23 protein-coding genes are annotated in these 24,158 nt (G+C 61.0%); 8 read left to right on the top strand and 15 right to left on the bottom strand.

Features of this window, described 5'->3' with window-relative positions; genetic code table 11:
- Positions 1 to 176: 176 nt before the first annotated feature.
- The 5 genes from gltP to ACF8K2_RS20395 form a co-directional block, all read right to left on the bottom strand.
- A complete protein-coding gene (gene gltP, locus ACF8K2_RS20375) occupies positions 177 to 1,514 on the bottom strand; it encodes a glutamate/aspartate:proton symporter GltP (RefSeq protein WP_392467298.1) in 1,338 nt (445 codons plus the stop codon).
- Positions 1,515 to 2,416: 902 nt separating this feature from the next.
- A complete protein-coding gene (locus ACF8K2_RS20380; protein WP_392467299.1) occupies positions 2,417 to 2,887 on the bottom strand; it encodes an inhibitor of vertebrate lysozyme family protein in 471 nt (156 codons plus the stop codon).
- 3 nt (positions 2,888 to 2,890) lie between these two features.
- Positions 2,891 to 3,052 carry a DUF1328 domain-containing protein gene (locus ACF8K2_RS20385; protein WP_003252966.1) on the bottom strand — a complete coding sequence of 54 codons (162 nt, stop codon included), beginning with the start codon at positions 3,050 to 3,052 and terminating at the stop codon, positions 2,891 to 2,893.
- A 42-nt stretch (positions 3,053 to 3,094) separates the two neighbouring features.
- Positions 3,095 to 3,382 carry a hypothetical protein gene (locus ACF8K2_RS20390; RefSeq protein WP_186553213.1) on the bottom strand — a complete coding sequence of 96 codons (288 nt, stop codon included), beginning with the start codon at positions 3,380 to 3,382 and terminating at the stop codon, positions 3,095 to 3,097.
- A gap of 176 nt (positions 3,383 to 3,558) precedes the next feature.
- Positions 3,559 to 4,380: a BON domain-containing protein gene (locus tag ACF8K2_RS20395; RefSeq protein ID WP_392467300.1), complete on the bottom strand. Its 822-nt coding sequence runs from the start codon at positions 4,378 to 4,380 to the stop codon at positions 3,559 to 3,561.
- Positions 4,381 to 4,589: 209 nt separating this feature from the next.
- On the opposite strand from ACF8K2_RS20395, the gene algB reads away from it, so the two are divergent.
- Entirely contained in the window at positions 4,590 to 5,936 is a 1,347-nt protein-coding gene (gene algB, locus ACF8K2_RS20400; RefSeq protein ID WP_186553211.1) for a sigma-54-dependent response regulator transcription factor AlgB, read from the top strand.
- Positions 5,933 to 7,711: a KinB sensor domain-containing domain gene (locus ACF8K2_RS20405; RefSeq protein ID WP_392467301.1), complete on the top strand. Its 1,779-nt coding sequence runs from the start codon at positions 5,933 to 5,935 to the stop codon at positions 7,709 to 7,711. The genes algB and ACF8K2_RS20405 overlap by 4 nt, the downstream gene beginning before the upstream one ends.
- Before the next feature lie 142 nt (positions 7,712 to 7,853).
- Here ACF8K2_RS20405 and ACF8K2_RS20410 read toward each other — a convergent pair whose 3' ends face one another.
- From ACF8K2_RS20410 to ACF8K2_RS20445, 8 genes are all read right to left on the bottom strand, one after another.
- Complete coding sequence (locus ACF8K2_RS20410; protein ID WP_392467302.1) at positions 7,854 to 9,473, bottom strand: EAL domain-containing protein; 1,620 nt, start codon at positions 9,471 to 9,473, stop codon at positions 7,854 to 7,856.
- A gap of 75 nt (positions 9,474 to 9,548) precedes the next feature.
- Positions 9,549 to 10,340, bottom strand: coding sequence for an N-acetylmuramoyl-L-alanine amidase (locus tag ACF8K2_RS20415; protein WP_392467485.1), 792 nt, complete (start codon positions 10,338 to 10,340; stop codon positions 9,549 to 9,551).
- A gap of 67 nt (positions 10,341 to 10,407) precedes the next feature.
- Complete coding sequence (locus tag ACF8K2_RS20420) at positions 10,408 to 10,803, bottom strand: hypothetical protein (RefSeq protein WP_392467303.1); 396 nt, start codon at positions 10,801 to 10,803, stop codon at positions 10,408 to 10,410.
- A gap of 105 nt (positions 10,804 to 10,908) precedes the next feature.
- The gene (locus ACF8K2_RS20425) at positions 10,909 to 12,942 is read right to left on the bottom strand and encodes a diguanylate cyclase (protein ID WP_392467305.1); all 2,034 of its coding nucleotides are present in this window, start codon (positions 12,940 to 12,942) and stop codon (positions 10,909 to 10,911) included.
- A gap of 28 nt (positions 12,943 to 12,970) precedes the next feature.
- The gene (locus ACF8K2_RS20430; protein ID WP_186553205.1) at positions 12,971 to 13,825 is read right to left on the bottom strand and encodes an endonuclease/exonuclease/phosphatase family protein; all 855 of its coding nucleotides are present in this window, start codon (positions 13,823 to 13,825) and stop codon (positions 12,971 to 12,973) included.
- 11 nt (positions 13,826 to 13,836) lie between these two features.
- Positions 13,837 to 14,472 (bottom strand): thiol:disulfide interchange protein DsbA, encoded by a 636-nt coding sequence (gene dsbA / locus ACF8K2_RS20435; protein WP_264234266.1) that lies wholly within the window; start codon positions 14,470 to 14,472, stop codon positions 13,837 to 13,839.
- A gap of 257 nt (positions 14,473 to 14,729) precedes the next feature.
- A complete protein-coding gene (locus ACF8K2_RS20440; protein ID WP_186553203.1) occupies positions 14,730 to 15,347 on the bottom strand; it encodes a cytochrome c in 618 nt (205 codons plus the stop codon).
- Between the two features lie 31 nt (positions 15,348 to 15,378).
- Complete coding sequence (locus tag ACF8K2_RS20445; RefSeq protein WP_225915747.1) at positions 15,379 to 15,654, bottom strand: cytochrome c5 family protein; 276 nt, start codon at positions 15,652 to 15,654, stop codon at positions 15,379 to 15,381.
- Positions 15,655 to 15,865: 211 nt separating this feature from the next.
- Here ACF8K2_RS20445 and yihA point away from each other — a divergent pair, with 211 nt between their 5' ends.
- The gene (yihA, locus tag ACF8K2_RS20450; RefSeq protein ID WP_186553201.1) at positions 15,866 to 16,498 is read left to right on the top strand and encodes a ribosome biogenesis GTP-binding protein YihA/YsxC; all 633 of its coding nucleotides are present in this window, start codon (positions 15,866 to 15,868) and stop codon (positions 16,496 to 16,498) included.
- Positions 16,499 to 16,834: 336 nt separating this feature from the next.
- Here the strand turns inward: yihA and polA are convergent, their stop codons facing one another.
- Positions 16,835 to 19,600 carry a DNA polymerase I gene (gene polA / locus ACF8K2_RS20455; RefSeq protein WP_264234263.1) on the bottom strand — a complete coding sequence of 922 codons (2,766 nt, stop codon included), beginning with the start codon at positions 19,598 to 19,600 and terminating at the stop codon, positions 16,835 to 16,837.
- A 75-nt stretch (positions 19,601 to 19,675) separates the two neighbouring features.
- On the opposite strand from polA, the gene ACF8K2_RS20460 reads away from it, so the two are divergent.
- Both ACF8K2_RS20460 and ACF8K2_RS20465 read left to right on the top strand, forming a co-directional pair.
- On the top strand, positions 19,676 to 19,963 hold the full coding sequence (locus ACF8K2_RS20460; RefSeq protein ID WP_186553199.1) for a DUF2782 domain-containing protein: 288 nt from the start codon (positions 19,676 to 19,678) through the stop codon (positions 19,961 to 19,963).
- Positions 19,964 to 20,032: 69 nt separating this feature from the next.
- The gene (locus tag ACF8K2_RS20465; RefSeq protein WP_186553198.1) at positions 20,033 to 20,983 is read left to right on the top strand and encodes a homoserine kinase; all 951 of its coding nucleotides are present in this window, start codon (positions 20,033 to 20,035) and stop codon (positions 20,981 to 20,983) included.
- A 79-nt stretch (positions 20,984 to 21,062) separates the two neighbouring features.
- Here the strand turns inward: ACF8K2_RS20465 and ACF8K2_RS20470 are convergent, their stop codons facing one another.
- Positions 21,063 to 22,028 carry a metal ABC transporter solute-binding protein, Zn/Mn family gene (locus ACF8K2_RS20470; protein ID WP_312152427.1) on the bottom strand — a complete coding sequence of 322 codons (966 nt, stop codon included), beginning with the start codon at positions 22,026 to 22,028 and terminating at the stop codon, positions 21,063 to 21,065.
- An 18-nt stretch (positions 22,029 to 22,046) separates the two neighbouring features.
- Here ACF8K2_RS20470 and zur point away from each other — a divergent pair, with 18 nt between their 5' ends.
- Genes zur through znuB form a run of 3 tightly spaced genes read left to right on the top strand, consistent with a single transcriptional unit; the run spans position 22,047 to position 24,077 of the window.
- Entirely contained in the window at positions 22,047 to 22,532 is a 486-nt protein-coding gene (zur, locus tag ACF8K2_RS20475) for a zinc uptake transcriptional repressor Zur (protein WP_186553196.1), read from the top strand.
- The gene (znuC, locus tag ACF8K2_RS20480) at positions 22,529 to 23,302 is read left to right on the top strand and encodes a zinc ABC transporter ATP-binding protein ZnuC (protein WP_186553195.1); all 774 of its coding nucleotides are present in this window, start codon (positions 22,529 to 22,531) and stop codon (positions 23,300 to 23,302) included. Before zur ends, znuC begins: the two co-directional genes overlap by 4 nt.
- Positions 23,295 to 24,077, top strand: a complete 783-nt coding sequence (gene znuB / locus ACF8K2_RS20485) for a zinc ABC transporter permease subunit ZnuB (protein WP_312152423.1) — start codon at positions 23,295 to 23,297, stop codon at positions 24,075 to 24,077. Before znuC ends, znuB begins: the two co-directional genes overlap by 8 nt.
- Positions 24,078 to 24,158 lie beyond the last annotated feature (81 nt).

Genomic DNA, 24,158 nt, shown 5'->3' on the forward strand with positions numbered 1-24,158 from the left:
GCGGGCTTGCCCCGCGATAGCGTCTACTTGGCCAAATTGCTTAGCCGCGCTGACGCTATCGCGGGGCAAGCCCGCTCCCACGCTACCGACGCCTTTCTCCCACACGACACCGCCTGCCGATCTCAAGACAACAAAAAGCCCCGACAAGTCGGGGCTTTTTGTTCAACGCTGAAGGCTTACTGCTTGGCAGTCTTGCCCGCAACGGAAGCGGCCGCTTTGGTACCGGCCATGTGCGGCAGCGAGTTGTAGTACTGCTCGCCTTTGACCGCGTCGTACATGCCTTCCCAGCGTGCGATAACCAGGGCGGCCAAGGCGTTGCCGATCACGTTCAGGGCAGTCCGCGCCATGTCCATGATGCGGTCGACACCGGCGATGAACGCCAGGCCTTCCAGCGGGATACCAACACTGCCCAGGGTCGCCAGCAGCACCACGAAGGAAACGCCCGGCACACCCGCGATACCCTTGGAGGTGACCATCAGGGTCAGGACCAGCAACAGCTGTTGGCTCCAGGACAAGTCGATGCCGTACAGCTGGGCAATGAAGATCGCCGCGATGCTCTGGTACAAGGTCGAACCGTCGAGGTTGAACGAGTAACCGGTCGGCACCACGAAGCTGCAGATCGACTTCGGCGCACCGTACTTCTCCATCTTCTCGATCACCCGTGGCAGCACGGTCTCGGAGCTAGAGGTGGAGTAGGCGAGGATCATCTCGTCTTTCATGATGCGCATGATCTTGATGATCGAGAAGCCGAACATCCGCGCCACCAGGCCCAGCACCATGAAGGCGAAGAAGGCGATAGCGAAGTACACCAGCACCACCAGCTTGGCCAGCGGCAGCAGGGACGAGAAGCCGAAGTTGGCGACAGTCACCGCGATCAGGGCGAATACACCGATCGGCGCGTAGTTCATGATCATGTGGGTGACCTTGAACATGGTTTCCGATACGCCCTGGAAGGTGCGTACCAGCGGCTCGCGCAGGTCTGCCTGCAGGCTCGACAGGCCCAGGCCGAACAGTACCGAGAAGAAGATGATCGGCAGCATCTCGCCACGCGCCACGGCTGCGAAGATGTTCGATGGGATCAGGTTGAGCAGGGTCTCGATGAACGCGTGCTCATGCTGCACCTCGGCCGCAGTGGCCTGGTACTTGGAGATGTCCACAGTACCCAGGGTGCTCATGTCGATACCGACACCTGGGTGGAACAGGTTGGCCAGGCCCAGGCCGACGACGATGGCGATGGTGGTCACCACCTCGAAGTAGATGATGGTCTTCAGGCCAATGCTGCCCAGTTTCTTCGCGTCGCCAACCCCGGCGATGCCCACGATCAGCGACGATATCACGATCGGGACGACGATCATCTTGATCAGGCGAATGAAGATGTCACCGGCTGGCTGCAGAACATTACTGATCCACCATGCCTTTTCTGCACTGAAATGGTTCAGCAGCGCGCCGATTGCAACGCCCAGGACGAGTCCGATGAGGATCTGCCAGGCGAGGCTTAGTTTTGCCTTCTTCATGTCGTTACCTTTTCTTCTAGTGGTCATGGTCGTCGAGCGGAAACGCGCGTTCCAGAGCCTTTAGAAGCATGCTGGGCAGCGAATTTAATCCGTACGACGGCTCCATCGAAGGTCAGCGCAAGCGAGCGTGTCGGCGCTCTGGCTAGCGAAAAAGGCCGCAACTATTGCGATGGAGAGGGAGGCAGTCTAATGCCGGAAACGACTACCCTATACCGATTCGGCATGAGATCAAGGGACAAAAAGTCACACCCGAAGGGGCTGGATATACGCCGTTCGGATTTCCGAACAAGACCAAAGCGCCATTTTTCGGCCGATTTGGCGGCACTAAAAGGAGGGATCGGATGCCTTGTTCGACAATCCGAATGGTCTAAATGGTACATCGGGCGGGTAGTGCCAGACCCTAAAATAATTCGATGTACGGTCGAGACAAAATGTGTCTTGAAGGCAAATTCCTACAAGCTACACAAAGCCTTCTATATATAGGTGCTTCGGAAGTCAGGTCGGCTTCGGTGCTTGGCAGCCCCGAGCAACCTGATACTTCCGATGCCACCTTGCCTGACCCGGCCCGTGCTCGGAGGTACTCCCTGTACCCCTAGGCCACTCCGATCCTGCAACAATCAGAACAGCCCGGCCCCTTGGTCATGTGCCGCCCCTCCTCGGGGCTGCGCATCATAGAAGCCAGAACCTTAGAAAGGTTCAGCTTCTATAGCGTTACAGTGACGTGAACCTTATGCGTACGCTGACGCCTAGGCTCTGTACGAAAAGCCTTGATACTTGGTCATGCTGCGTTGAAAACAGCCTCGGAATGCTCATTTACTCCAGTACAGTCGAGCGCGACTCCGACCGTTCCTCGGCTGTTTTCGCCTTGCCTGACCGGCGTCTCAAGACTTTTCATACAGACCCTAGTACCACTTCGGATCACGCTTGAGCTGCTCTTGCAGCATCGCCTTCATGCCGTCATCCGGCTTGCCCAGCCAACGGTACTGCGCATGGCGGGTGGGCGACTTGTCGGTCGGCAATCCTTCTGGCACCTCTACCAGCATCCCGTAGGCATCGTCCTTGTCCCAGCTGAACGCCACGATCAGGCGTTTATAGGTGCAGTTGTCGTCCGATTCACACAGAGGCCCGACCAAGTACTTGTCGCCATCCTCAGTCACTGCCGACATCTGTTCTTGCGAACTGCCGCTGAGGTTGATGACCCACTCGGGTAAACGCTCCTCGTCTTTGAGGGTGTCCTGCCAGGTCTCACGGAATTCGGGGTCCGTGCCAAGCAACTGGCTGACACGAACCTGGCCGTCATTGGCCGCCATCGCCGCCGCGCTACCGCCCAGAAGCAGGGCGGTAGCCAGGGCTTTGCAAAGCATCCGGCTCATGGTCTAGCCCCTGCCGCGTCCGAAGAAGAAGGAAGCCACGAACAACACCAGGAAGACGATGAACAGGATCTTCGCAATCCCCGTGGCAGCACCGGCGATACCACCGAAGCCCAGCACGGCAGCGACAATGGCGATAATCAGGAAAGTGATAGCCCAACTAAGCATGGTGGTTCTCCTTTCTTTTTTGAAATCGATCCGGCAGGTCGCTTAGAACACCCAGCGGTCCTGCGGTACTACGTTTTCCAGAGTGGCCGGAGAGCTCGCCTTGGCGGTCGGCAGCGGGTCAGCTGCCCTCACCAAGGTGTTGGCACGGGTCGCCTGAATCTGCGTCAACAATGCCGTGTGCGCCGCTACTTGCTCGGCGAGCCGGGCGGTCTGCCAGCTGTAATAGAACTGGCCGGCGGCCAGGGTCACCAGCAGTGCCAGACCGAGGAACAGGAACTGGCGCAGCGGCAAAGCGGTGGACTGTAAGCGGTTGACGGATTGGCGGTTCATGCCGGCTCCTCCTGCTGTGTTCTTATTAAAACTCTGAACAGGTAATTGCAGCCTGCATGCCAGCCTTACAAATTAATAAATATCCTTATAAATCAATTACTTAACAAGATGAGAGAGGGTCTGCAAGGACGTATCCTGCACGATGACCCTTTTGCCGTCGTGCGATTTGCACGACTTCAGCCCTCCACCTTGGTCGCGATCTTCAACAGGTCAGCATCTACGCCACGTACACCGATGATCTGCCGGGCGATCTCCACGGCGATGGTTTTCTGCTCGCTGCTGACCACCTCGCCCGATAGCCGGACCATTCCTTGCTCGCTGGCAACCTTGATGTTCAGCCCATCCAGATTGCGGCTGAAGCGGTAGCTGCTTTGGATCTTGTCGTGGATCCAGCTATCGCTGGGCTGCGGCCCCGTTGGCGCGCCCACAGGTGTCTCACGAGCCTTGGCCATGGCGGCGGTATCCAGGCTCACCAGGTTGTTGACCAAATGAATGCCATCAGTGGTCCGCGCCAGGACACCGGCAAGCTCCTTGGCTTCGACGCTGTCGACCCGTCCGCGCAAAGTCACTACACCCTCGCGACTTTCCACCTCGATCGGGGCCTTTTGCGTGACCCGGCTCCATGCCAGGCGCGAGCGCACAATGGCCGCAAGCGTGGCATCCTCAAGCCGCTGCGCGTAGGCACGCAGCTCCAAGGGGCGCTCGACCAGCTCGGCATTGACCAGCAATTGGTTATCGACCTGCTCGATACCGCGGGTGGCCAGCGCCAGGTGTTCAGCCAATTGGCGCTCCACCTCGCTCTCGACCTCGCCCGTCAAGCGAGCGCGCGCGCCTTCTACATCGACTTCAATACGAAAGGGATTGAGCAAGCGGTTCAGTGACAGGGCGGTTTGCAGCCCTCCTTGCAGACGCGCGTCCTGGATCGGATCGGCCAAGGCCGGCGTGATAACCGACACCAGACTGGCCGCGAAAACGGCCATACGAGGGGAAAAGCGCATGACTGCACCTCCTTTTGTGACAAAGCTAAAGATCTTCGCAACCCGCGTGCCAGCTGGTTTATCGCCTAAAAACTCAATATTTTCAGTTAGTTAGATAAAGAAGCGGCCAGCAGCTAGCATGCAAAGGACAGAATCCTTCAGAATTGACCATGCAACTTGCCCGATCTTTCCGACACTAATTGAGATCAATCCTAAAGGAGCGTAGGAAAATGGAATCTGCCCAGGACAACCAAGGCCGCATCCTGCTGGTGGACGACGAGTCCGCCATCCTGCGAACCTTCCGTTATTGCCTTGAAGATGAAGGCTACAGCGTAGCCACGGCCAACAGCGCCGTGCAGGCTGAGGCGCTGTTGCAGCGGCAGGTGTTCGACTTGTGCTTCCTCGATTTGCGCTTGGGCGAGGACAACGGTCTCGACGTACTGGCCCAGATGCGTATCCAGGCGCCGTGGATGCGGGTGGTCATTGTCACCGCCCATTCGGCGGTGGACACCGCGGTCGATGCTATCCAGGCCGGCGCCGCCGATTACCTGGTCAAACCTTGCAGCCCGGACCAACTGCGCCTGGCCACCGCCAAGCAGCTTGAAGTGCGCCAGTTGTCTGCTCGCCTCGAAGCGCTCGAAGGCGAAGTGCGCAAACCCAAAGACGGCCTCGACTCGCACAGCCCAGCCATGATGGCGGTGCTGGAAACCGCGCGGCAGGTAGCGACCACCGATGCCAACATTCTCATCCTCGGCGAATCCGGCACCGGTAAAGGCGAGCTGGCCCGCGCCATTCACGGCTGGAGCAAGCGTGCACGCAAGGCTTGCGTGACCATCAACTGCCCGTCGCTGAACGCCGAACTGATGGAAAGCGAGTTGTTCGGTCACACCCGCGGTGCCTTCACCGGCGCCAGCGAGAGCACCTTGGGCCGAGTCAGCCAAGCCGACGGCGGAACGCTGTTTCTCGACGAGATCGGCGATTTTCCGCTGACTTTGCAGCCAAAACTGCTGCGCTTCATTCAAGACAAGGAATACGAGCGGGTCGGCGATCCGGTCACCCGCCGCGCAGATGTACGCATCCTCGCCGCGACCAACCTCAACCTTGATGACATGGTCCGTGATGGGCGCTTCCGTGAAGACCTGCTGTACCGCCTCAACGTCATCACCCTGCACCTGCCGCCACTGCGTGAACGCAGCGATGACATCCTGACGCTGGCCGAGCGTTTCCTTGCCCGCTTCGTCAAGGAGTACTCGCGACCGGCCCGGGTGTTCAGTGACGAAGCACGTGCGGCGCTGCTCAACTACCGCTGGCCGGGCAACATCCGCGAGCTGCGCAACGTGGTCGAGCGGGCCAGCATCATCTGCCCGCAAGAGCGGGTCGAGATCAGCCACCTGGGCATGGCCGAACCCACCACCAACAATGCCCCGCGTATTGGCGCCGCGTTGAGCCTGGATGAGCTGGAGCGGGCGCACATCGGTGCAGTGCTGGCATCCAGTGACACCCTCGACCAAGCAGCGAAGACGCTCGGCATCGACGCCTCGACGCTGTACCGCAAGCGCAAGCAATTCAACCTATGAAGTGGCCGATGAAGCTGCGCACGCGGCTTTTCCTGAGCATCTCGGCATTGGTCACGGTGGCTTTGCTTGGGCTGCTGCTGGGGTTGGTCAGCGTATTGCAGATGGCCACGGTGCAGCAGCGCTTGGTGCGCGACACCACCCACACCCTCGAGGTCGGGCTCAAGCTCAGGCAAAACCTGGGTGAGCAACTGACCCTGATCCTCGATGAGGACACCGCTCCCAATAGCCTGGTGACCTTGCAGGAGCAGTTCCAGAGCTTGCTCAACCAAGGGTTGGAGCAGGGTGGCGAGCGCACCGGTTTCAGTAAGGCCAGCAGTAATTACCAGACCTTCTTGCAGGCCTACCGCGATAGCCCGGCACCCTCGCGCAGCATGGGTACCGATCAGCCATTGGGCGCGGCTTTCAGCCAGGTGCGCGTCGATCTGATCGACTCGCACAAACAGGCCTTGGAGCACATCACCCGCAGCGAGGAGCATACCCGCGACCGCGCCCTGCTGGTCAGCGGCCTGCTGGGCCTGATGGGCTTGGCGGTGCTGGTCCTGGGCTTCGTCACCGCGCACAATATCGCCCGCCGCTTCGGCCAGCCGATCGAAGCCTTGGCCAAGGCTGCCGATGAGGTCGGCCAAGGGAATTTCGATGTCACCCTGCCGGTTACCCAGGCCACTGAACTCAACCAGCTGACCCGCCGTTTCGGGATGATGGCCGATGCCTTGCGCAAGCATCAGGCCACCAACATCGATGAGGTGCTGGCTGGCCAGCAACGCTTGCAGGCGGTACTCGACAGTATCGATGACGGCCTGCTGATCATCGATCGCCAAGGCCGCCTGGAGCACCTCAACCCAGTTGCCCAACGGCAGCTGGGCTGGGACAGCAGCCGGCTCGGCACGGGTCTGGCCGAGGCGTTGCAACGTCCAGAACTGGAGCAGCAACTGCGCCAGGTCCTGCGTGGCGGCAGCCTGGATCGCCCGCCCGATGACTTGAGCATCGATATCGAGGAAGAAACCCGCCTGCTGACTTACAGCCTGACCCCGGTCAGCCACCCTCAGGGGCCAATCCTCGGTGCAGTGATGGTGCTGCACGATGTCACCGAACAGCGTGCTTTTGAGCGGGTGCGCAGTGAATTCGTCTTGCGTGCCTCGCACGAGCTGCGCACCCCGGTCACCGGTATGCATATGGCCTTTGGCCTGCTGCGCGAACGGGTCAAGTTCCCGCCTGAAGCCCGCGAGAACGACCTGCTCGACACCATCGGCGAAGAAATGCAGCGTCTGACCCAGTTGATCAACGACCTGCTGAATTTCTCTCGCTACCAGAGCGGGCTGCAAAAACTGGAGCTGGCTCACTGTGCGGTCGACGATCTGCTCGAACGTGCCCAAGGGCGTATCGCACCGCAAGCAGCGGATAAGCAGATCGACTTGCTGATCGAGCTCGAGCAGCCCCTGCCACGTATCCAGGCCGATGCCGCCCAGCTCGATCGGGTGCTGGATAATCTGTTGCACAACGCCGTGCGCCATACGCCCAGCGGGGGGCGCATCCGCTTGCATGCGCGGCGACATGGCGAGCGGGTGATTGTCAGTGTCGAGGATAATGGCGAGGGTATTGCCTATGGCCAGCAAGGTCGGATCTTCGAGCCATTCGTTCAGGTGGGACGCAAGAAAGGTGGCGCGGGGCTGGGCCTGGCGCTGTGCAAAGAGATCGTCCAGCTGCATGGTGGCCGCATGGGAGTGTTTTCGCGGCCAGGGCAGGGGACGCAGTTCTATATGGCGTTACCGGTTTGAAATTCGCAGTTATCAATCAGCACTGTCTTCGCGGGGCAAGCCCGCTCCCACGTTATTCCGGACACCGAAGAAAGCGTGGGAGCGGGGTTGCCCCGCGAAGAGGCCGGTGCAGTCTGCGAATCGCTACAAGGCCACCCACAGATCAAGGCTCATCATCAATCCGCCGAGCACTGACCCGCCGCCCGCGAGTTATCAACTCGGCAAACTGCCGAGCATTGAGCGGATGGGCAAACAACCACCCCTGCCCATAATTGACCCCTTCACTGTTGAGCAGTACCGCCTGGTCCTCACATTCGATACCTTCGGCGATCACCCGCAAATGCAGGTCATGGGCCATGCGGATGATATGCGGCGCCACGCCGCTGCTCGCCGCATCATGGCCCAGCGCATCGATAAAGGCCTTGTCGATCTTCAAACAATCCACCGGCAAGGTCTGCAGGTAGGCAAGGCTGCAGTAGCCAGTGCCAAAATCGTCAATCAGTACCTGATGCCCAACGGCGCGCAAGGCCTGCAAATTGTCCCGCGCCACCACCACATCGATCAGGCCCCGCTCGGTCACCTCGAAAGCGATCTGACTGGCGGGTACTCGGTGATGAGCCAACAGCCGGGCTGCCACCCCACCAATACGCGGCACCATCACATCGCAGGCAGCCAGGTTCACCGAGATATATAAGTTGCGGTTGGCCCGCAGTAACTGCCCCAGTTGCTCCAATACCCGCTGCAGGACGAAGTCGGTGATCTGGCGGATCTGCCCAGTATTCTCCGCCAGCGGGATGAACAGATCCGGGCTGGTCAGGGTGCCATCGGGCCTGCGCCAGCGCACCAGGGCCTCGGCGCCGACACAGCGCCGACTGTCCAGCTCGAAGATTGGCTGGTAGAGCACCTGCAGCTCGCCTTTGCGCAGCGCATTCTGCAGCTCGGAGCTCATCGAGCGGCGTTGCAGGATCAACTGCAGCACCAGCCAGCCAATACAGCACGCCACCAGTACGCTGCCAGGGAACAATAGCCAGAGCACGCCGTTCATCTTCAGAGGTAAACTGGCGCGAGGGGCAATCAGCACTAACTGGTAATCGGGTGACTTGGTCGGCATGCGGTAGATCAGCCGGTCACTGAACTCAGACAAAGCCTTGTCCGAGGGCGGCGGCCAATCGGCGACTGGCGGCCAGGGTTGCGCCGGGCCCAGCACCGGAATAGCGCGGCGTCCATGATCCAATACCACCAGCAGGCTACCGCCGGGCGGCAGGTCAACCACATCGGTGAGGTGACCACGCGAAGTAGAAACCAAAAAATTACCGCGCCCAAGCATGAGCGCAGCGAGGTTCTCGTCGGGCTCGGCAGTGGTATTGAGCCAGTAGCTGTAGGTCGGACCGCGAATATCCGGCGGTCGAAAAGGCTCGATGTTACTCACCCCACCACGGCTAGAGCAGGCGACATTACCCTGCACGTAGGCCGCTTCGTAAATGAACCGCGAACTCAGGCCGACTTGCTGTAGTGCCGCCAAGGTTGTCGAATCGCACCCACGCAAAGGCAGGGAGTGCAATTGATCGACACCTTGACGCAACTGACCGAAGACTTGCTCTAGACGCTCCAGAAAACGCTCGCCCTGGGCGTTCATCTGCGCGCTCTCGCTTTCCTTCATCTGTTGCAGCGCCACACCCACGCTGCCTGCCAGCAACAGCACGGCGCTAGCGAGGGCAGCGAGCGCTGCCAGCAGCCAGGGGCGGTGGAGAATTTGGCGCAACCCAACGAGGAAGGCTGACATCGGATATATCCAGTTGATTACCAAGAGGTATAGCAACGGAATGGTCAGTCGGCACGGCCGTTGGGCGCGCGGGGTTCAACGCTTTTGGTTGAGCACCTGCAACATCGCCGCAGTTTGCGCATCCGGCATGCCATCGAACCGCTGCGGGCGGAAGCGCATCTGGAAGGCCGCCAGCACATGCCGAGTCGCTACATCCAGTTCGCCGGTCTGTTCGATGGAGTAACCAAAGCGCAGCAACTGTTGCTGATACCAGGTAATTGATGGCGGATTGACCTCGAAGTACGCCCGCTGCCGCGCGACTGCATTGGCTTCAGGCCAAATGCCCAAGCCTGCATCTGCCAAGCGTTTCCATGGGAACAGCGGCCCAGGATCGAGCTTGCGCAAGGGCGCGATGTCGCTGTGCCCGATGATGTAGCGCGGCTGGATGTGGTTACGCTTGACGATATCCTGGAGCAACGCGATGAGCGCCTGGATCTGCGCTTCGCTGTAGGGGTGCCAGACCCGACCATTGGGTGTGTCGGTGAACCCCGGGTTGACGATCTCGATGCCGATGGAGCTGGAATTGAGCCAGGTGCGACCGTCCCATTGGCTATCGCCGGCATGCCAGGCACGTTTGCTCTCGTCGACCAACTGATAAACCGTGGCCGGACCATCGCCGATCAGGTAGTGGCTGCTGACCTCGCCGTGGGTCAACAAGGCCAACGAGCGTTCGAGTGAGGCATTGGTGTAATGCAGGACGACGAACTGGATGCGCTCGTCCTGGTTCGCCGAGACATGGCTGCGGTCGATGCGCAGGCCGCTGGCACAGCCAGCAAGCATTACAAGGAGAAATGCTGAAATTACAGTTTTCATCGAAAGAGAGCACATCATGAAGAAGTGACAAGTCGCTACAGTATAACGTGCTCTCTCTCAGGCGCTTGTAGGAAACAACGCCTTAGCGCATACACATCACCAGGAATTCCAACGAATTGTCACCACTTGCGCCTTTAACATCGACCAACTGGGTCAGCACCGTGACGCCTTCAGCTTTCGGCTTACCAATGACTTTGGCCTGCCCATGCAACAGACGATCCTCGGTGCTGCCATCAATGGGCGAAACCGTGCAAAAGCCTGGGTCTTGATGCACGATGCGGTTGTTGAATATCAGCTTGTACTGACTGAAATAGTTAGCATTCTCTGAAAGCTCTACATTTTCGATCCATTTCGGCCACTGCCGCAAGACCGTCCCATCTTTGCCAACATGCGCAGTCCAGTAGGTGTCCTTGGCCATGGCACTCGTCTGATAGGCGATACTCATGACCAGCAGTAGTACCCATTTCATCATCTTCATCGCGTCGCTCCTGATTAGAGTTACTCAAGCCTCGAAATGCCGAAGGTCTCTGCATTTCGGCGAAATCATCATGAGCAACCGTGGCATCAGGAATGCGGTAGATAGTTAGGCCAGTTCCACCCGATTGCGTCCCAGATCCTTGGCTCGATACAAGGCTTCGTCGGCACGCTTGAGCACCTGATCGCCACGCTCGCCGGTGCGGAATGCGCTGATGCCGATGGAGGCGGTAATCACCACCCGCTCGCCCTTGAAATGGAAAGGGCATGCTTCGATGGCGGCGCGCAGGGTTTCAGCCACTTGCGCGCCAGCAGCCGGTGAGGTTTGCGGCAATAGCAGGACAAACTCTTCACCGCCAAAGCGTGCGATGAAGTCGCGGCCACGCAGGCGCTTGCGTAACTGGTCGGCGACGATCTTCAACACCTTGTCGCCGGCCAGGTGGCCATAGCCGTCGTTGATGCGTTTGAAGTGGTCAAGGTCAAGGATCGCCATCAGCAAGTGGCCGCCGTTTTCCTGCCAATCCTGCACTTCGCGCTCGACCTGTTCTGACCACGCGGCGCGGTTGGGCAGCCCGGTTAGGGGATCGATCAGGGCTTTCTGGCGTTGCTCCTCAAGGTGCTCGCGATACCCCAGGGCTTCCTGTTCCATGTTCGCCACCCGCTCGGCCAAGCCATGCAGGCGTCCGGCCAGTTCCTGCTCGCGGCGGTCACGCTCGTGCTGGTGATCGTCGATGGTCACCAGCAGGCCTTCGAGGCGATTGTCCAGAATGTGCTTGAGGCTATCGAGGTCAGCGGCGCCCTGGACGCTGCTTTGCAGACCATCGACCTGTTCGCGCAATTGGCTGTCCAGCTCACGCGCCGCAGTACTGTTGTCGGCATGCCCGGCGCTGGCTTCGTGCAGATGGCTCTGGAAGGTCTCGAGGCGCTCGTTGAGCTGCTGCAAGTAGGCCTCGAACTCATGCTGGCCGCTGTCGGTGATGGCCAGCATGAGTACCGCCAGATCATCCAGCACCGGGATCAGTTCGTACCAGTTCAGCCCTCGCGCCACGCGCTCGCGCATTTCCAGCGCCTGGGCCTTGTGCCGCTCGGGCAGGCTCAGGTCATCGAGCAAGCCGATCAAGGTTTGCTCGATATGCGCAGCGACTTGGCTGTAGGGTGGCTCGACGGCGTTAGGCAGGGCATAAGGGCCATCCTCACCGTCGAGCAGTTCGACCTGCTCCGGCGCCGCCTCTGGCTCTGGCTCTATCGCGCTAAGTTCGTCAGGCTCTGCTTGAGCAAGTATCGCTTGCTCTGGCTCGTTTGGCTCCTGACTGGCAATGACTGGAGCGGGCTCAGCCTCAGGCGCATCAATCAGCGCCGGCTGCGAGGGCTCCAGCAGCAACGCCTGCGCCACTTCTGCCGCAGGCGCCTCTGTTTGCTCCTCAGTGATCAGTGGTTTGGCTGCAATCGGTTCCACTGGCTCTGGCGCAGCGGCCATGATTGCAGGTGTCGAGGGCTGAAGCACTTCGTCTTTGACGGGCTGCCGAGCAGATTCGCTCTCGACAGCAGGCTTTGCCAAAGCTGGCGTTGGAACCGGTGCAGGCTGCGGCGATTCTGCGTGTTCCGGCCGAGACTCTTGTTCAGCTTTACCGAAAAGCCGCTGCAAAAAGCCGGGGCGGGCCTCTTCTTCCGGGCTCTGCAGCAGGGTCAGGGCTCGGCCCTGCAAACCACTGAGCTCACCAAGCAGGGGCGGCAACTCGCGCGATTGGCTGACACCACCATCGAGTTTCTTCGCCAGTTTTTTCAGTGGCCGAGCGACATCACCGGACAGCGGCAGGGCCTGGAGCTGAGTGACTAGCGCGGTCAGCGCATCGCTAACCTGGTTCATGCGGGTTTCGCGACGCTGCTCGGAGTCGAGTACCGCCTTTTCCAGACGCGGAATCAGGTTGGCAAGCCCCGCGTCCATGTTGTCGCTACGGATGACCTCGCGCATTTCCTTCATGCACTGGTCCACCGCCTTGTCGCTGCCCTCGGCGGCCAAGGTACTGCGCACCAGGCCACGACGCAGCAAGTCGAGACGGGCATCCCAACGGCGCTCGAGTTTTTCCTGCTGTTCGATGCTTTTTAAGTATTTTTCTTTCCAGCGCTCGGCGTCTTCGGTCATGCCTGGGTCCACTGCGGGGTGATGGCAATTAGCTCAAGACCGGCAGCGTATCCACAGTCAATGCGTCAGGCAATCGAATCTCGACGGCAACGGGAAGGTGATCGGAAATCGGCTGCGCCAGCACCTCGACCCGCTCCAAGGTCAGGCTTGGGCTGAGCAGGATGTGGTCCAGGCAGCGCTGCGGGCGCCAACTTGGGAAGGTGGCCTCGACTTGCGGTGCAATCAGGCCCAGATCGCGCAGCGGCGAGTGTTCGAGCAAGTCGTTGGCATGGGTGTTCATGTCACCCATCAGCACCTGATGACGGTAGCCGCCAATCAGCTCGCGGATGTAGCTCAATTGCAGGGCGCGGGTCTTGGCACCCAGCGCCAGGTGCATCATCACCACGATCAGCGCGTCCTTGCCCTCGCCGAATTGCACCAGGATCGCACCTCGACCGGCAGGGCCGGGCAGGGGATGGTCTTCCAGGTGCTGGGGCTTGAGGCGGCTGAGTACGCCGTTGCTGTGTTGGGCGAAACGCCCGAGGTTGCGATTGAGCTGCTGATACCAGTAGGGGAACGCCCCCAACTGGGCCAGGTGCTCGACCTGGTTGACGTAGCCCGAGCGCAGGCTGCCGCCATCGGCTTCCTGAAGGGCGACCAGGTCGAAGTCGCTGAGCAGCGCACCGATCTTCTGCAAGTTGCCGGCACGCCCGTTGTGCGGCAGCAGATGCTGCCAGCTGCGGGTCAGGTAGTGCCGGTAGCGTTCGGTGCTGATGCCCACCTGGATATTGAAACTGAGCAGCCGCAGTCGACCATCCTCAGGCAAGCCAGGGGCCTGCAGGTGATGCTCGTTGACCTGCGGCTGGTGCAGGCCAACACCCCGGGTGGAGCGCAAGCGAGCCATGAGTTCGCCGCTTACTTAGCGGCGCGCTCCTTGGCGATCAGCTGGTCGGCGACGTTCAGCACGCCTTCCGGACCGCCGGCAGTACCCAAATCGAAGCGGTATTTACCGTTGACCACCATGCTCGGTACGCCGGTGATTTCGTACTTCTTCGCCAGTTCCTTGGCCTGGTTCACTTGGCCCTTGATCGCGAAGGAGTTGAAGGTGGCGAGGAACTTGTCCTTGTCCACGCCCTGGGTGGCGAGGAACTCGGCCATGTCCTCAGGCTTGACCAGTTGCTTGCGCTGGTTCTGGATCGCGTCGAAGACAGCGGCGTGCACCTTGTGCTCGACGCCCATGGCTTCAAGGGTCAGGAACATCTGGCCGTGGGCGTCCCAAGGGCCGCCGAACATGGCTGGAACGCGCTTGAAGTTGACGTCCGCCGGCAGTTTTTCAGCCCACGGATTGACGGTCGGTTCGAAGTGGTAGCAGTGCGGGCAGCCGTACCAGAACAGCTCGACGACTTCGATCTTGCCTGGCTGGGAAACCGGAACAGGGTTGCTCAGCTCGATATATTCCTTGCCCGCTGTTGCAGGCTCGGCGGCCTGGACGGCGGTCATACCGAATACGCTGGCGGCGACCAGCGCAGCGCTGAGAATCAGTTTACGCATGCTTTACTCCTGAGCAGTCATTGGTCGCCTCGACGCGACCGGTGCTGTGACAGGTCGGGAAGGGCTTGAGTTCTGTAGTGTAACGGCTACGGACAAAAAAAAGGGCGGTGTGGGCCGCCCTTTCATCTTTAGCCATCGACCATTAACTGAGTGTTAAACACTTAGGTTGCCGGGGCCGCGTTGCGGCCCTTCGCGGGTGAACCCGCACAGGGTCCGCGATGCACGACGGACTGCAAAGCAGGCCTAAGGACATTGCCTCAGTGCAACCCTTGGATATAGCTGGCCAAGGCGTCGATGTCCTTGTTGCTCAGCTTGCCGGCGATAGAACGCATGGTCATCGCGTCGCCATCGTTGGTGCGGTTGCCCTCACGGAAATCTGTGAGCTGCTTGGTCACGTACTGGGCATGCTGGCCGCTCAGGTGGGGGAAGCCGGCCAAGGCGATGCCGGCGCCGTTCGGCGAGTGGCAGCCAGTGCAGGCAGGCATGCCTTTTTCCAGATCGCCGCCATTGAACAGCGCACGACCGCGTTCGACCAGTTTCGGATCGGCAGCGCCGACACTGCCCTTCTGGCTGGCGAAATAAGCGGCGATGTCGGCAAGATCCTGCTCGTTGAAGGGCTCGAGCATGCCGGTCATCTCCAGCACCGTACGCTTGCCAGACTTGATGTCGTGCAGTTGCTTCTCAAGGTATCGCTGGCCTTGGCCGGCGAGTTTGGGGAAGTTCGGCGCCAGGCTGTTGCCGTCAGGGTTGTGGCAGGCACCACAGACGGCAGTTTTCGCCTGACCGGCGGCGGCATCGCCTTTGATAGGGTCCGCAGCATTGGCCGCACCTGCAACCCCCATGGTCAACAGCAGACTCACGAATAGTTTGTTCATCAGCTAATCCAACACGGCTAAGGGTGAAATGTTATGTATCGGGACTACCGGTCATCCAGAGGATGACCAAACGGTAGTCCTCGGCACTGCAGTCCATGCACAATCCACGCGGCGGCATAGCCTTGAAACCCCGAGTAACATTCGCTACCAGTACCTCCATACCCTGCGCCAGCCTTGGCTCCCAAGCTGCCGAGTCACCCTTCTTGGGTGCCTGAGGCAGTTGTCCGGCGTGACAGGCAGCGCAGCTGCGGTTGTACAACGCCTCGGGATCCTGTGTAGCCTGTGCGCTGAAAAACGGTAGGAACATACCGACAGCCAATAGCCATTTCGCCTTGCGCAACGACCTTTCAGGGTTGGGGGCCGCGCTGCGTTCTATTGCGCGAGCTAATGTTCGACACCCCATGTGCGCTCTCCTTCGCTGGGAGAATGCACACACAAAAACTGGGGCATTATATACTTCCGTCCTCCAAACGGAAACGACACTGCCTGGATTAGGCAACACCCACATCGGATATCCCATGCAAGTCAAGAACCCCATCCTCGGCCTCTGCCAGAAAGCCACATTCGCCCTTAGCGCTGCCAAGGTCGAACAATGCCCGGAAGACCAGGGTTACGAGGTGGCTTTCGCCGGCCGTTCCAACGCCGGTAAATCCAGCGCCCTCAACACCCTGACCCATGCCAGCCTGGCGCGTACCTCGAAAACCCCAGGGCGCACCCAGCTGTTGAATTTCTTCAGTCTGGACGATGAACGGCGATTGGTCGACTTGCCGGGCTACGGTTATGCAAAAGTACCGATTCCGCTCAAGCAGCACTGGCAGCGTCACCTTGAAGCTTACCTGGGCGGACGTGAGTGTCTGAAAGGGATCATCCTGATGATGGACGTGCGCCATCCGATGACCGACTTTGACAAGATGATGCTCGACTGGGCCAAGGCCAGCGGCATGCCCATGCACATTCTGCTGACCAAGGCCGACAAGCTGACCTTTGGTGCGGCGAAGAACACGCTGCTCAAGGTGCAAGCCGAGATTCGCAAGGGCTGGGGCGACGCGGCGACCATCCAGTTGTTCTCGGCACCCAAGCGCCAGGGGCTGGAAGAGGCCTATGCTGTATTGGCAGGGTGGATGGAGCTGGAAGACAAGCCGGCGGAGTGATTTAGACTTTTGGGGCTGCGAAGCGGCCCCCACGCTGTGAAATCCTGAATCGCAGGCAAAAAAAACCCCGGACTTCATATGGGGAGGGGGAAGTCTGGGGTTCAAGTCTGGACCGCTAGGGCGGGGTCCAGGTATCTGCCAACACTTAACACAACATAGGAGCATCGAAAGGCTTCACCAGCCATTCAGTTACTCTGAGTTCCGCTTCACCGGTTTAGTTCCGAAGCTCTGGAAACTATTTGCGATAGTTTCATGAAACTCCCGTTCTAATGGCACCAGGCCAGCGTCGGATCCGCGACACTACAGCGCAGATCCTACACACCTTTCCTACGCAGTTTAGTGAGCTTCGTCCCAATTCGAGCCAACACCTACTTCGACCAGCAACGGCACGTCGAGCTGCGCGGCATTGCTCATGTACGGGCGAATTTGCTCCTTCACCTGCTCGACCAGGTCTTCGCGCACTTCCAGCACCAGTTCATCGTGCACCTGCAGGATCACTCGAGCATCCAGGCCGCTGCCACTCAACCAACCATCCACCGCGACCATGGCGCGCTTGATGATATCTGCCGCCGTGCCCTGCATCGGCGCGTTGATCGCCGTGCGCTCGGCACCTTTGCGCAGCGCCGGGTTTTTCGCGTTGATGTCCGGCAGGTACAGGCGACGGCCGAACAGGGTTTCGACGAAGCCCTGTTCGGCGGCCTGGGCACGAGTGCGCTCCATGTAGGCCAGCACCCCAGGGTAGCGGGCGAAGTAACGGTCGATGTAGTCCTGCGACTGTTTGCGATCGACGCCAATCTGCTTGGCCAGGCCGAAGGCGCTCATGCCATAGATCAGGCCGAAGTTGATCGCCTTGGCGCTGCGACGCTGGTCGGTGGTAACAGCCGCCAGATCCACGCCAAACACTTCCGCAGCCGTCGCCCGGTGCACGTCAAGGTCATTGCGGAAGGCATGCAACAGGCCTTCGTCCTTGGCCAGGTGGGCCATGATGCGCAGCTCGATCTGCGAATAGTCGGCAGCCAACAGCTTGTAGCCGGGGCTGGCCACGAACGCCTGGCGAATACGCCGGCCTTCGGCAGTCCGAATCGGGATGTTCTGCAGGTTCGGGTCGTTCGACGACAACCGCCCCGTGGCCGCCACCGCCTGCTGATAGGAGGTGTGGATGCGCCCAGTGCGCGGGTTGATCTGGTGCGGCAGCTTGTCGGTGTAGGTGTTCTTCAGCTTGCTCAGGCTGCGGTACTGCATCAGCACCTTGGGCAGCGGGTAATCCTGCTCGGCCAGCTCGGCCAGCACCGCTTCGGCGGTCGAAGCCTGGCCCTTGGTGGTCTTGCTCAGCACCGGCATGCCCAGCTTGTCATACAGGATCACGCCCAGCTGCTTGGGCGAGCCCAGGTTGAACTCTTCACCGGCCAAGGCAAAGGCTTCGCGCTCCAGCTCAGCCATCTTCACGCCGAGCTCGCCACTCTGGATCGCCAGCAAGTTGGCATCGACCAGCGCGCCTTGGCGCTCGATCTTGGCCAAGACCGGCACCAGCGGCATTTCAATGTCCATCAATACCGGCTGCACGCTGGGCGTCTTGGCCAGGCGTGCCTGCAACGCCTGGTGCAGGCGCAAGGTGATGTCGGCATCTTCGGCGGCGTAAGGCCCGGCCTTGTCCAGGTGAATCTGGTTGAAGGTCAGCTGCTTGGCGCCCTTGCCGGCGATGTCTTCGAAGGCAATGGTGGTGTGGTCCAGATACTTCTGCGCCAGGCTATCCATGTCGTGCCGGGTAGCGGTGGAGTTGAGCACGTAGGATTCGAGCATGGTGTCGTAAGCCACACCGCGCATGTCGATGCCGTGCGCCTGGTCGCCACCAATCGCGCAGTTGGCCAGGATATTGATGTCGTACTTGGCGTTCTGGCCGATCTTGCCCTTGGTCGGGTCTTCCAGCAGCGGCTTGAGCGCCAGCAGTACAGCGTCGCGATCCAGTTGGACCGGGGCGCCTTCGTAGTCATGGGCCAGCGGCACATACGCGGCCACGTGCGGTTCCACCGCGAACGACAGGCCGACCAACTTGGCCTGCTGGGCATCGAGGCTGGTGGTTTCCGTGTCGAAGGCAAACAGCGATGCCTGGCGCAGTTTCTCCAACCACAGGTCGAAACGCGCCTGGTCGAGGATGGTTTCGTATTGCGGCTCGACCTTGGCCTGCGGTTCTTCAACTGGCGTAATCACTTCGCCAACCTTGACTGCATCGCGCTGAACTTCGGCGATCCAGCTTTTGAACTCCATCTCGGTGTATAGCGCCAGCAAGGCTTCCCGGTCCGGTTCGCCACACACCAGCGCATCGACTTCGATATCAAGCGGCACGTCGACCTTGATGGTCGCCAGTTCGTACGACAGGAACGCCGCGTCGCGATGCTCCTCCAGCTTGGCCGGCAGGCCCTTGGCGCCGCGAATCGGCAGGGCAGGGACCTTGTCGAGGTTGTCGTAGACCTCGCGCAGGCCACCGCCGATCCCGGTCAGCAGGCCCACGGCGGTCTTCTCGCCGACGCCTGGCACGCCAGGAATGTTGTCGACCTTGTCGCCCATCAGCGCCAGGAAGTCGATGATATGTTCCGGGCCGACGCCGAATTTCTCGTGCACGCCAGCAATATCCAGCACGCTACCGGTCATGGTGTTGACCAGGGTAATGTGCCCGTCCACCAATTGGGCCATGTCCTTGTCGCCGGTCGAAATGATCACCGGACGGCCGGCTGCCGCACTGCTGCGGGCCAGGGTGCCGATCACGTCATCGGCCTCGACGCCTTCTACGCACAGCAGTGGATAGCCCAGCGCCTTGACGCTGGCGTGCAGGGGCTCGACCTGCACGCGCAGGTCATCCGGCATGCTTGGGCGGTTGGCCTTGTATTCGGCGAACATGGCGTCGCGGAAGGTCCCGCCCTTGGCGTCGAAGACCACCGCGAACAAGCTGTCAGGGTATTGCTTGCGCAGGCTCTTGAGCATGTTCAGCACGCCCTTGACCGCGCCGGTCGGCAGACCTTTGGACGTGGTCAGCGGCGGCAGCGCGTGAAAGGCGCGGTAGAGGTATGAAGAACCGTCCACCAGGACGAGAGGCGCTTGGCTCATGAGGAGAATCAACCTTTTCGGCGGGTCCGGCGCTAGAATAGCCGGAGTCATTGACGACAAAGGGACAAGGTTATCATGCGGACACTCAATCGCCTGTTACTGCTCGGCCTTCTGGCAACCACGCCTATCGTCACCCAGGCGGCGGACGACGCCCCATCGGCAGATCCCGATGTGACCATTCGCACGGAAGGCGATCGAACCATTCAGGAGTACCGTCAAAACGGCTTCCTGTATGCGATCAAAATCACGCCGAAAAACGGCAAACCTTATTTCCTGGTACGCGCCGACGGCTCCGACGGCAATTTCATTCGATCCGACCAGCCGGACATGCTGATTCCGTCGTGGAAGATCTTCGAGTGGTAATCTGACGCGTACCGTTCACATCAACCTGGCACTTCCCGGCGGAAGTGCCCGCATGGGCAACTTTTCATCATGTCAGTTTTCACCCCTGTGTCCCGGCCCGAGCTGGAAACCTTTCTGGCGCCGTATGAGCTGGGCCGTCTGCTCGACTTCCAGGGCATTGCCGCCGGTACCGAGAACAGCAATTTCTTCGTCAGCCTCGAACAGGGTGAGTTCGTGCTGACGCTGATCGAACGCGGCCCTGCCGAAGACATGCCGTTCTTCATCGACCTGCTCGATGTGCTGCACCAAGCCGACATGCCAGTGCCTTACGCCGTGCGTGATCGCGAGGGTAATGGCCTGCGAGAGCTCAACGGCAAGCCGGCACTGTTGCAGCCACGACTGTCGGGTAAGCACATCAAGGTGCCGAACAATCAGCACTGTGCTCAAGTTGGCGAATTGTTGGCGCACATTCACCTGGCCACGCGCGACAACACCCTGGAGCGCAAGACCGACCGAGGTCTGGACTGGATGCTGGAGTCTGGCGCCGAGTTGATTTCGCACCTGAGCGAGGCGCAACAGCGCCTGTTGCAGCCTGCACTGGATGAGATCGCCGCACACAAGGCGCAGCTTCTCGCGCTACCACGGGCCAACCTGCACGCTGACCTGTTCCGCGACAACGTGATGTTCGAAGGCACCCACCTGACGGGGCTGATCGACTTCTACAACGCCTGCTCGGGGCCGATGCTGTATGACATCGCCATTACCGTGAATGACTGGTGCCTGGATGATAAGTCCGGCATCGACCTGCCACGCGCGCAGGCGCTGCTGGGGGCCTACGCCGGGCTGCGGCCGTTCACTGCGGCGGAAGCCGAGCTTTGGCCGGTGATGCTGCGGGTGGCCTGCGTGCGCTTCTGGCTGTCGCGCCTGATCGCAGCCGAGTCGTTTGCCGGGATGGATGTGATGATCCACGACCCGAGCGAGTTTGAGGTGCGACTGGCGCAGCGTCAGCAGGTGGCGTTGAAATTGCCGTTCGCGCTGTAAAGCCAGTGGCCTATCGCGGGGGCAAGCCCGCTCCCAGGCGTGGGAGCGGGCTTGCCCCCGCGATAACGTCAGCAGTACATCACAACTGCTCCAGGCACCCCGCCAGATCGCTGCCCAGCTTCTCCAGCAAGCGCTCATAGCCCTTGCCATCCACAGGGTCCGTGCCACCCAAGGCATCCAGCTCGGCCAGGCGCACCGGTAACCCGGCAGTCAGCGTCTCAGCCAAACGCGGGCGCAGCGGCGGCTCGCTGAATACACACGTCTTGCCCACTTCCTGCAGGCGCTTGCGCATCGCCGCCACGTGCTGCGCCCCTGGCTGCACTTCCGAGGCAACGCTAAATACCCCAGTGTGCTTGAGGCCATAGTTGGCCTCGAAGTAGTCGAAGGCCTCGTGGAACACGAAGTACGGCTTGTTGGCCACCCCAGCCACGCGTGCCTTGATACGCTGGTCCAACGCGTCCAGCCGCTCGTCGAAGGCTTTGAGATTGCCCTGGTAACGCGCCGCATTGGCTGGATCGACCTTGGCCAGGTCTGCGGCCATCTTCGCGGCAATCACCCGCGCATTGACCGACGACAACCACAAATGCGCATCCAGGCTGCCTGGGCGGTGATCATGGTCGTGATCGTCATGGTCGTCGTGCCCACCTTCATCGTGCGAATGGCTGTCCTCGCCAAAGTGGCGCAGTTGCATGCCGGGCAGCGACTGCACGGCAACGCTTGGCTTGCTGCGGGCGTTGAGGACGCGCGGCAGGAAGTTTTCCATGTCCGGGCCGATCCAGTACAACAGGTCCGCATCGCCCACGCGCCGTACGTCGGAAGGGCGCAAGGCGTAGTGGTGCGGCGAGGCACCAGGCGGCAGCAGCACGTCAGGGCTGCCAACGCCGTCCTGCACCGCCGCGGCAATCTGCTGCAAGGGCTTGATGCTGGTCAGCACGCGGACGTCAGCCTGGGCAGAACAGGCGATAAAAGCGACAAAAAGGACAAGGAAACGGGGCACGGTGAATACTCGACTTGTCAGAAACAGGTAACATAATAACGTCTCCATTCAGAACCGTCGCCGCTCATGTCCATCACGCCGCTGGCTCACCGTCCCCACGACCATTCCCATTGCGTGCACAGCGCCCTGGCCGAAGCCGATGCCATCTGCATCCGCCAAGGCCTGCGCCTGACCGCCTTGCGCCGCCGGGTGCTGGAGCTGGTCTGGCAGAGCCACAAGCCGCTGGGCGCCTACGACATCCTCGCAGTGCTCAGTGAGCAGGACGGCCGCCGCGCGGCGCCGCCAACCGTGTACCGGGCGCTGGATTTCCTTTTGGAAAACGGCCTGGTGCACCGCATCGCCTCGCTCAACGCGTTTATCGGCTGCAGCCATCCTGAGCACGCGCACCAGGGTCAGTTCTTGATCTGCCGCGCATGCCACGTGGCCATCGAGCTTGAGCAAGACAGCATCAGCGGCGCCATCGTCGCCAGCGCCAAGGCGGTCGGTTTCAGCGTCGAAACCCAGACCGTGGAAGTGGTGGGCCTGTGCGGCAACTGCCGAGGCGCGGCATGAGCGATGCACTGATCCGCCTCGAACAGGTCGGGGTCACGTTCGCAGGCGAAGCGGTTCTGGACAACATTGACCTGGCGGTGGCGCCTGGCCAGATCGTCACCCTGATCGGCCCCAATGGCGCCGGCAAGACCACCCTGGTGCGTGCCGTGCTGGGCCTGCTCAAGCCCCATCGGGGCAAGGTCTGGCGCAAGCCCAAGCTGCGCATCGGCTACATGCCGCAGAAGATCCAGGTCGACCCGACGCTGCCGCTGTCGGTACTGCGCTTCTTGCGCCTGGTGCCTGGTGTAGACCGCGCGGCAGCCGTTTCAGCGTTGCAGGAAGTGGGCGCCGAACAGGTCATCGACAACCCGATCCAGAACATCTCCGGTGGTGAGATGCAGCGTGTGCTGCTGGCCCGGGCGCTGCTGCGCGAACCGCAACTGCTGGTGCTCGACGAGCCGGTGCAGGGCGTCGACGTGGTCGGCCAGACCGAGCTGTACAACCTGATCACCCGCCTGCGCGACCGCCACGGCTGCGGCGTGCTGATGGTCTCGCACGACCTGCACCTGGTGATGAGCACCACCGACCAGGTGGTCTGCCTGAACCGCCATGTGTGCTGCTCGGGCCATCCGGAGCAGGTCAGTGGCGACCCAGCCTTCGTCGAGCTGTTCGGCCAGAACGCACCTAGCCTGGCGATCTACCACCACCATCACGATCACAGCCACGACCTGCATGGCTCGGTGGTCGCCCCTGGCACCCATGTTCACGGAGAGCACTGCAAGCATGGCTGATTTTCTTCTCTACGCCCTGCTCGCGGGACTGTCCTTGGCTGTGGTGGCCGGCCCCCTGGGGTCTTTCGTGGTCTGGCGGCGGATGGCCTACTTCGGCGATACCCTGTCCCACGCCGCTTTACTCGGGGTAGCACTGGGTTTCGTGCTGGACGTGAGCCCAGCGTTGGCGGTGACGGTTGGCTGCCTGTTGCTGGCGATCCTGCTGGTGACCCTGCAACAACGTCAGCCGCTGGCCTCCGACACCTTGCTCGGCATCCTCGCACCCAGCACCTTGTCGCTGGGCCTGGTGGTGCTGAGCTTCATGCACGATGTGCGCATCGACCTGATGGCCTACCTGTTCGGCGACCTGCTGGCGATCAGCCCGACTGACCTGGGCTGGATCCTCGGCGGCAGTGCGCTGGTCCTGCTGCTGCTCGGTGCACTGTGGCGGCCACTGCTGGCGATCACCGTGCACGAAGAGCTGGCGATGGTCGAAGGCTTGCCGGTGGCGGCCTTGCGCATGGCGCTGATGCTGTTGATCGCGGTCGTGATTGCCGTGGCGATGAAGATCGTAGGCGTGCTGCTGATCACCTCGTTGCTGATCATTCCGGCGGCTGCGGCGCAGCGTCACGCCCGCTCGCCCGAGCAGATGGCGCTGGGCGCCAGCCTGCTGGGGGTCACGGCGGTATGCGGCGGCCTGGCGATGTCCTGGTTCAAGGACACCCCAGCCGGCCCATCGATCGTGGTCTGCGCGGCGGTGCTATTCTTGCTGAGCCTGGCGGTGCCGAAGCGCTGAAAAATCTGGGTGCGCGCAGGCGCATCCTGCAACCTTTTCGCGGGTAAAGGGTCTGTAAGACTTGTTTTCGAGCGTGCGCAC

It is taken from the genome of Pseudomonas sp. xss_2, from assembly GCF_043104195.1.
GTDB lineage: Bacteria > Pseudomonadota > Gammaproteobacteria > Pseudomonadales > Pseudomonadaceae > Aquipseudomonas > Aquipseudomonas urmiensis.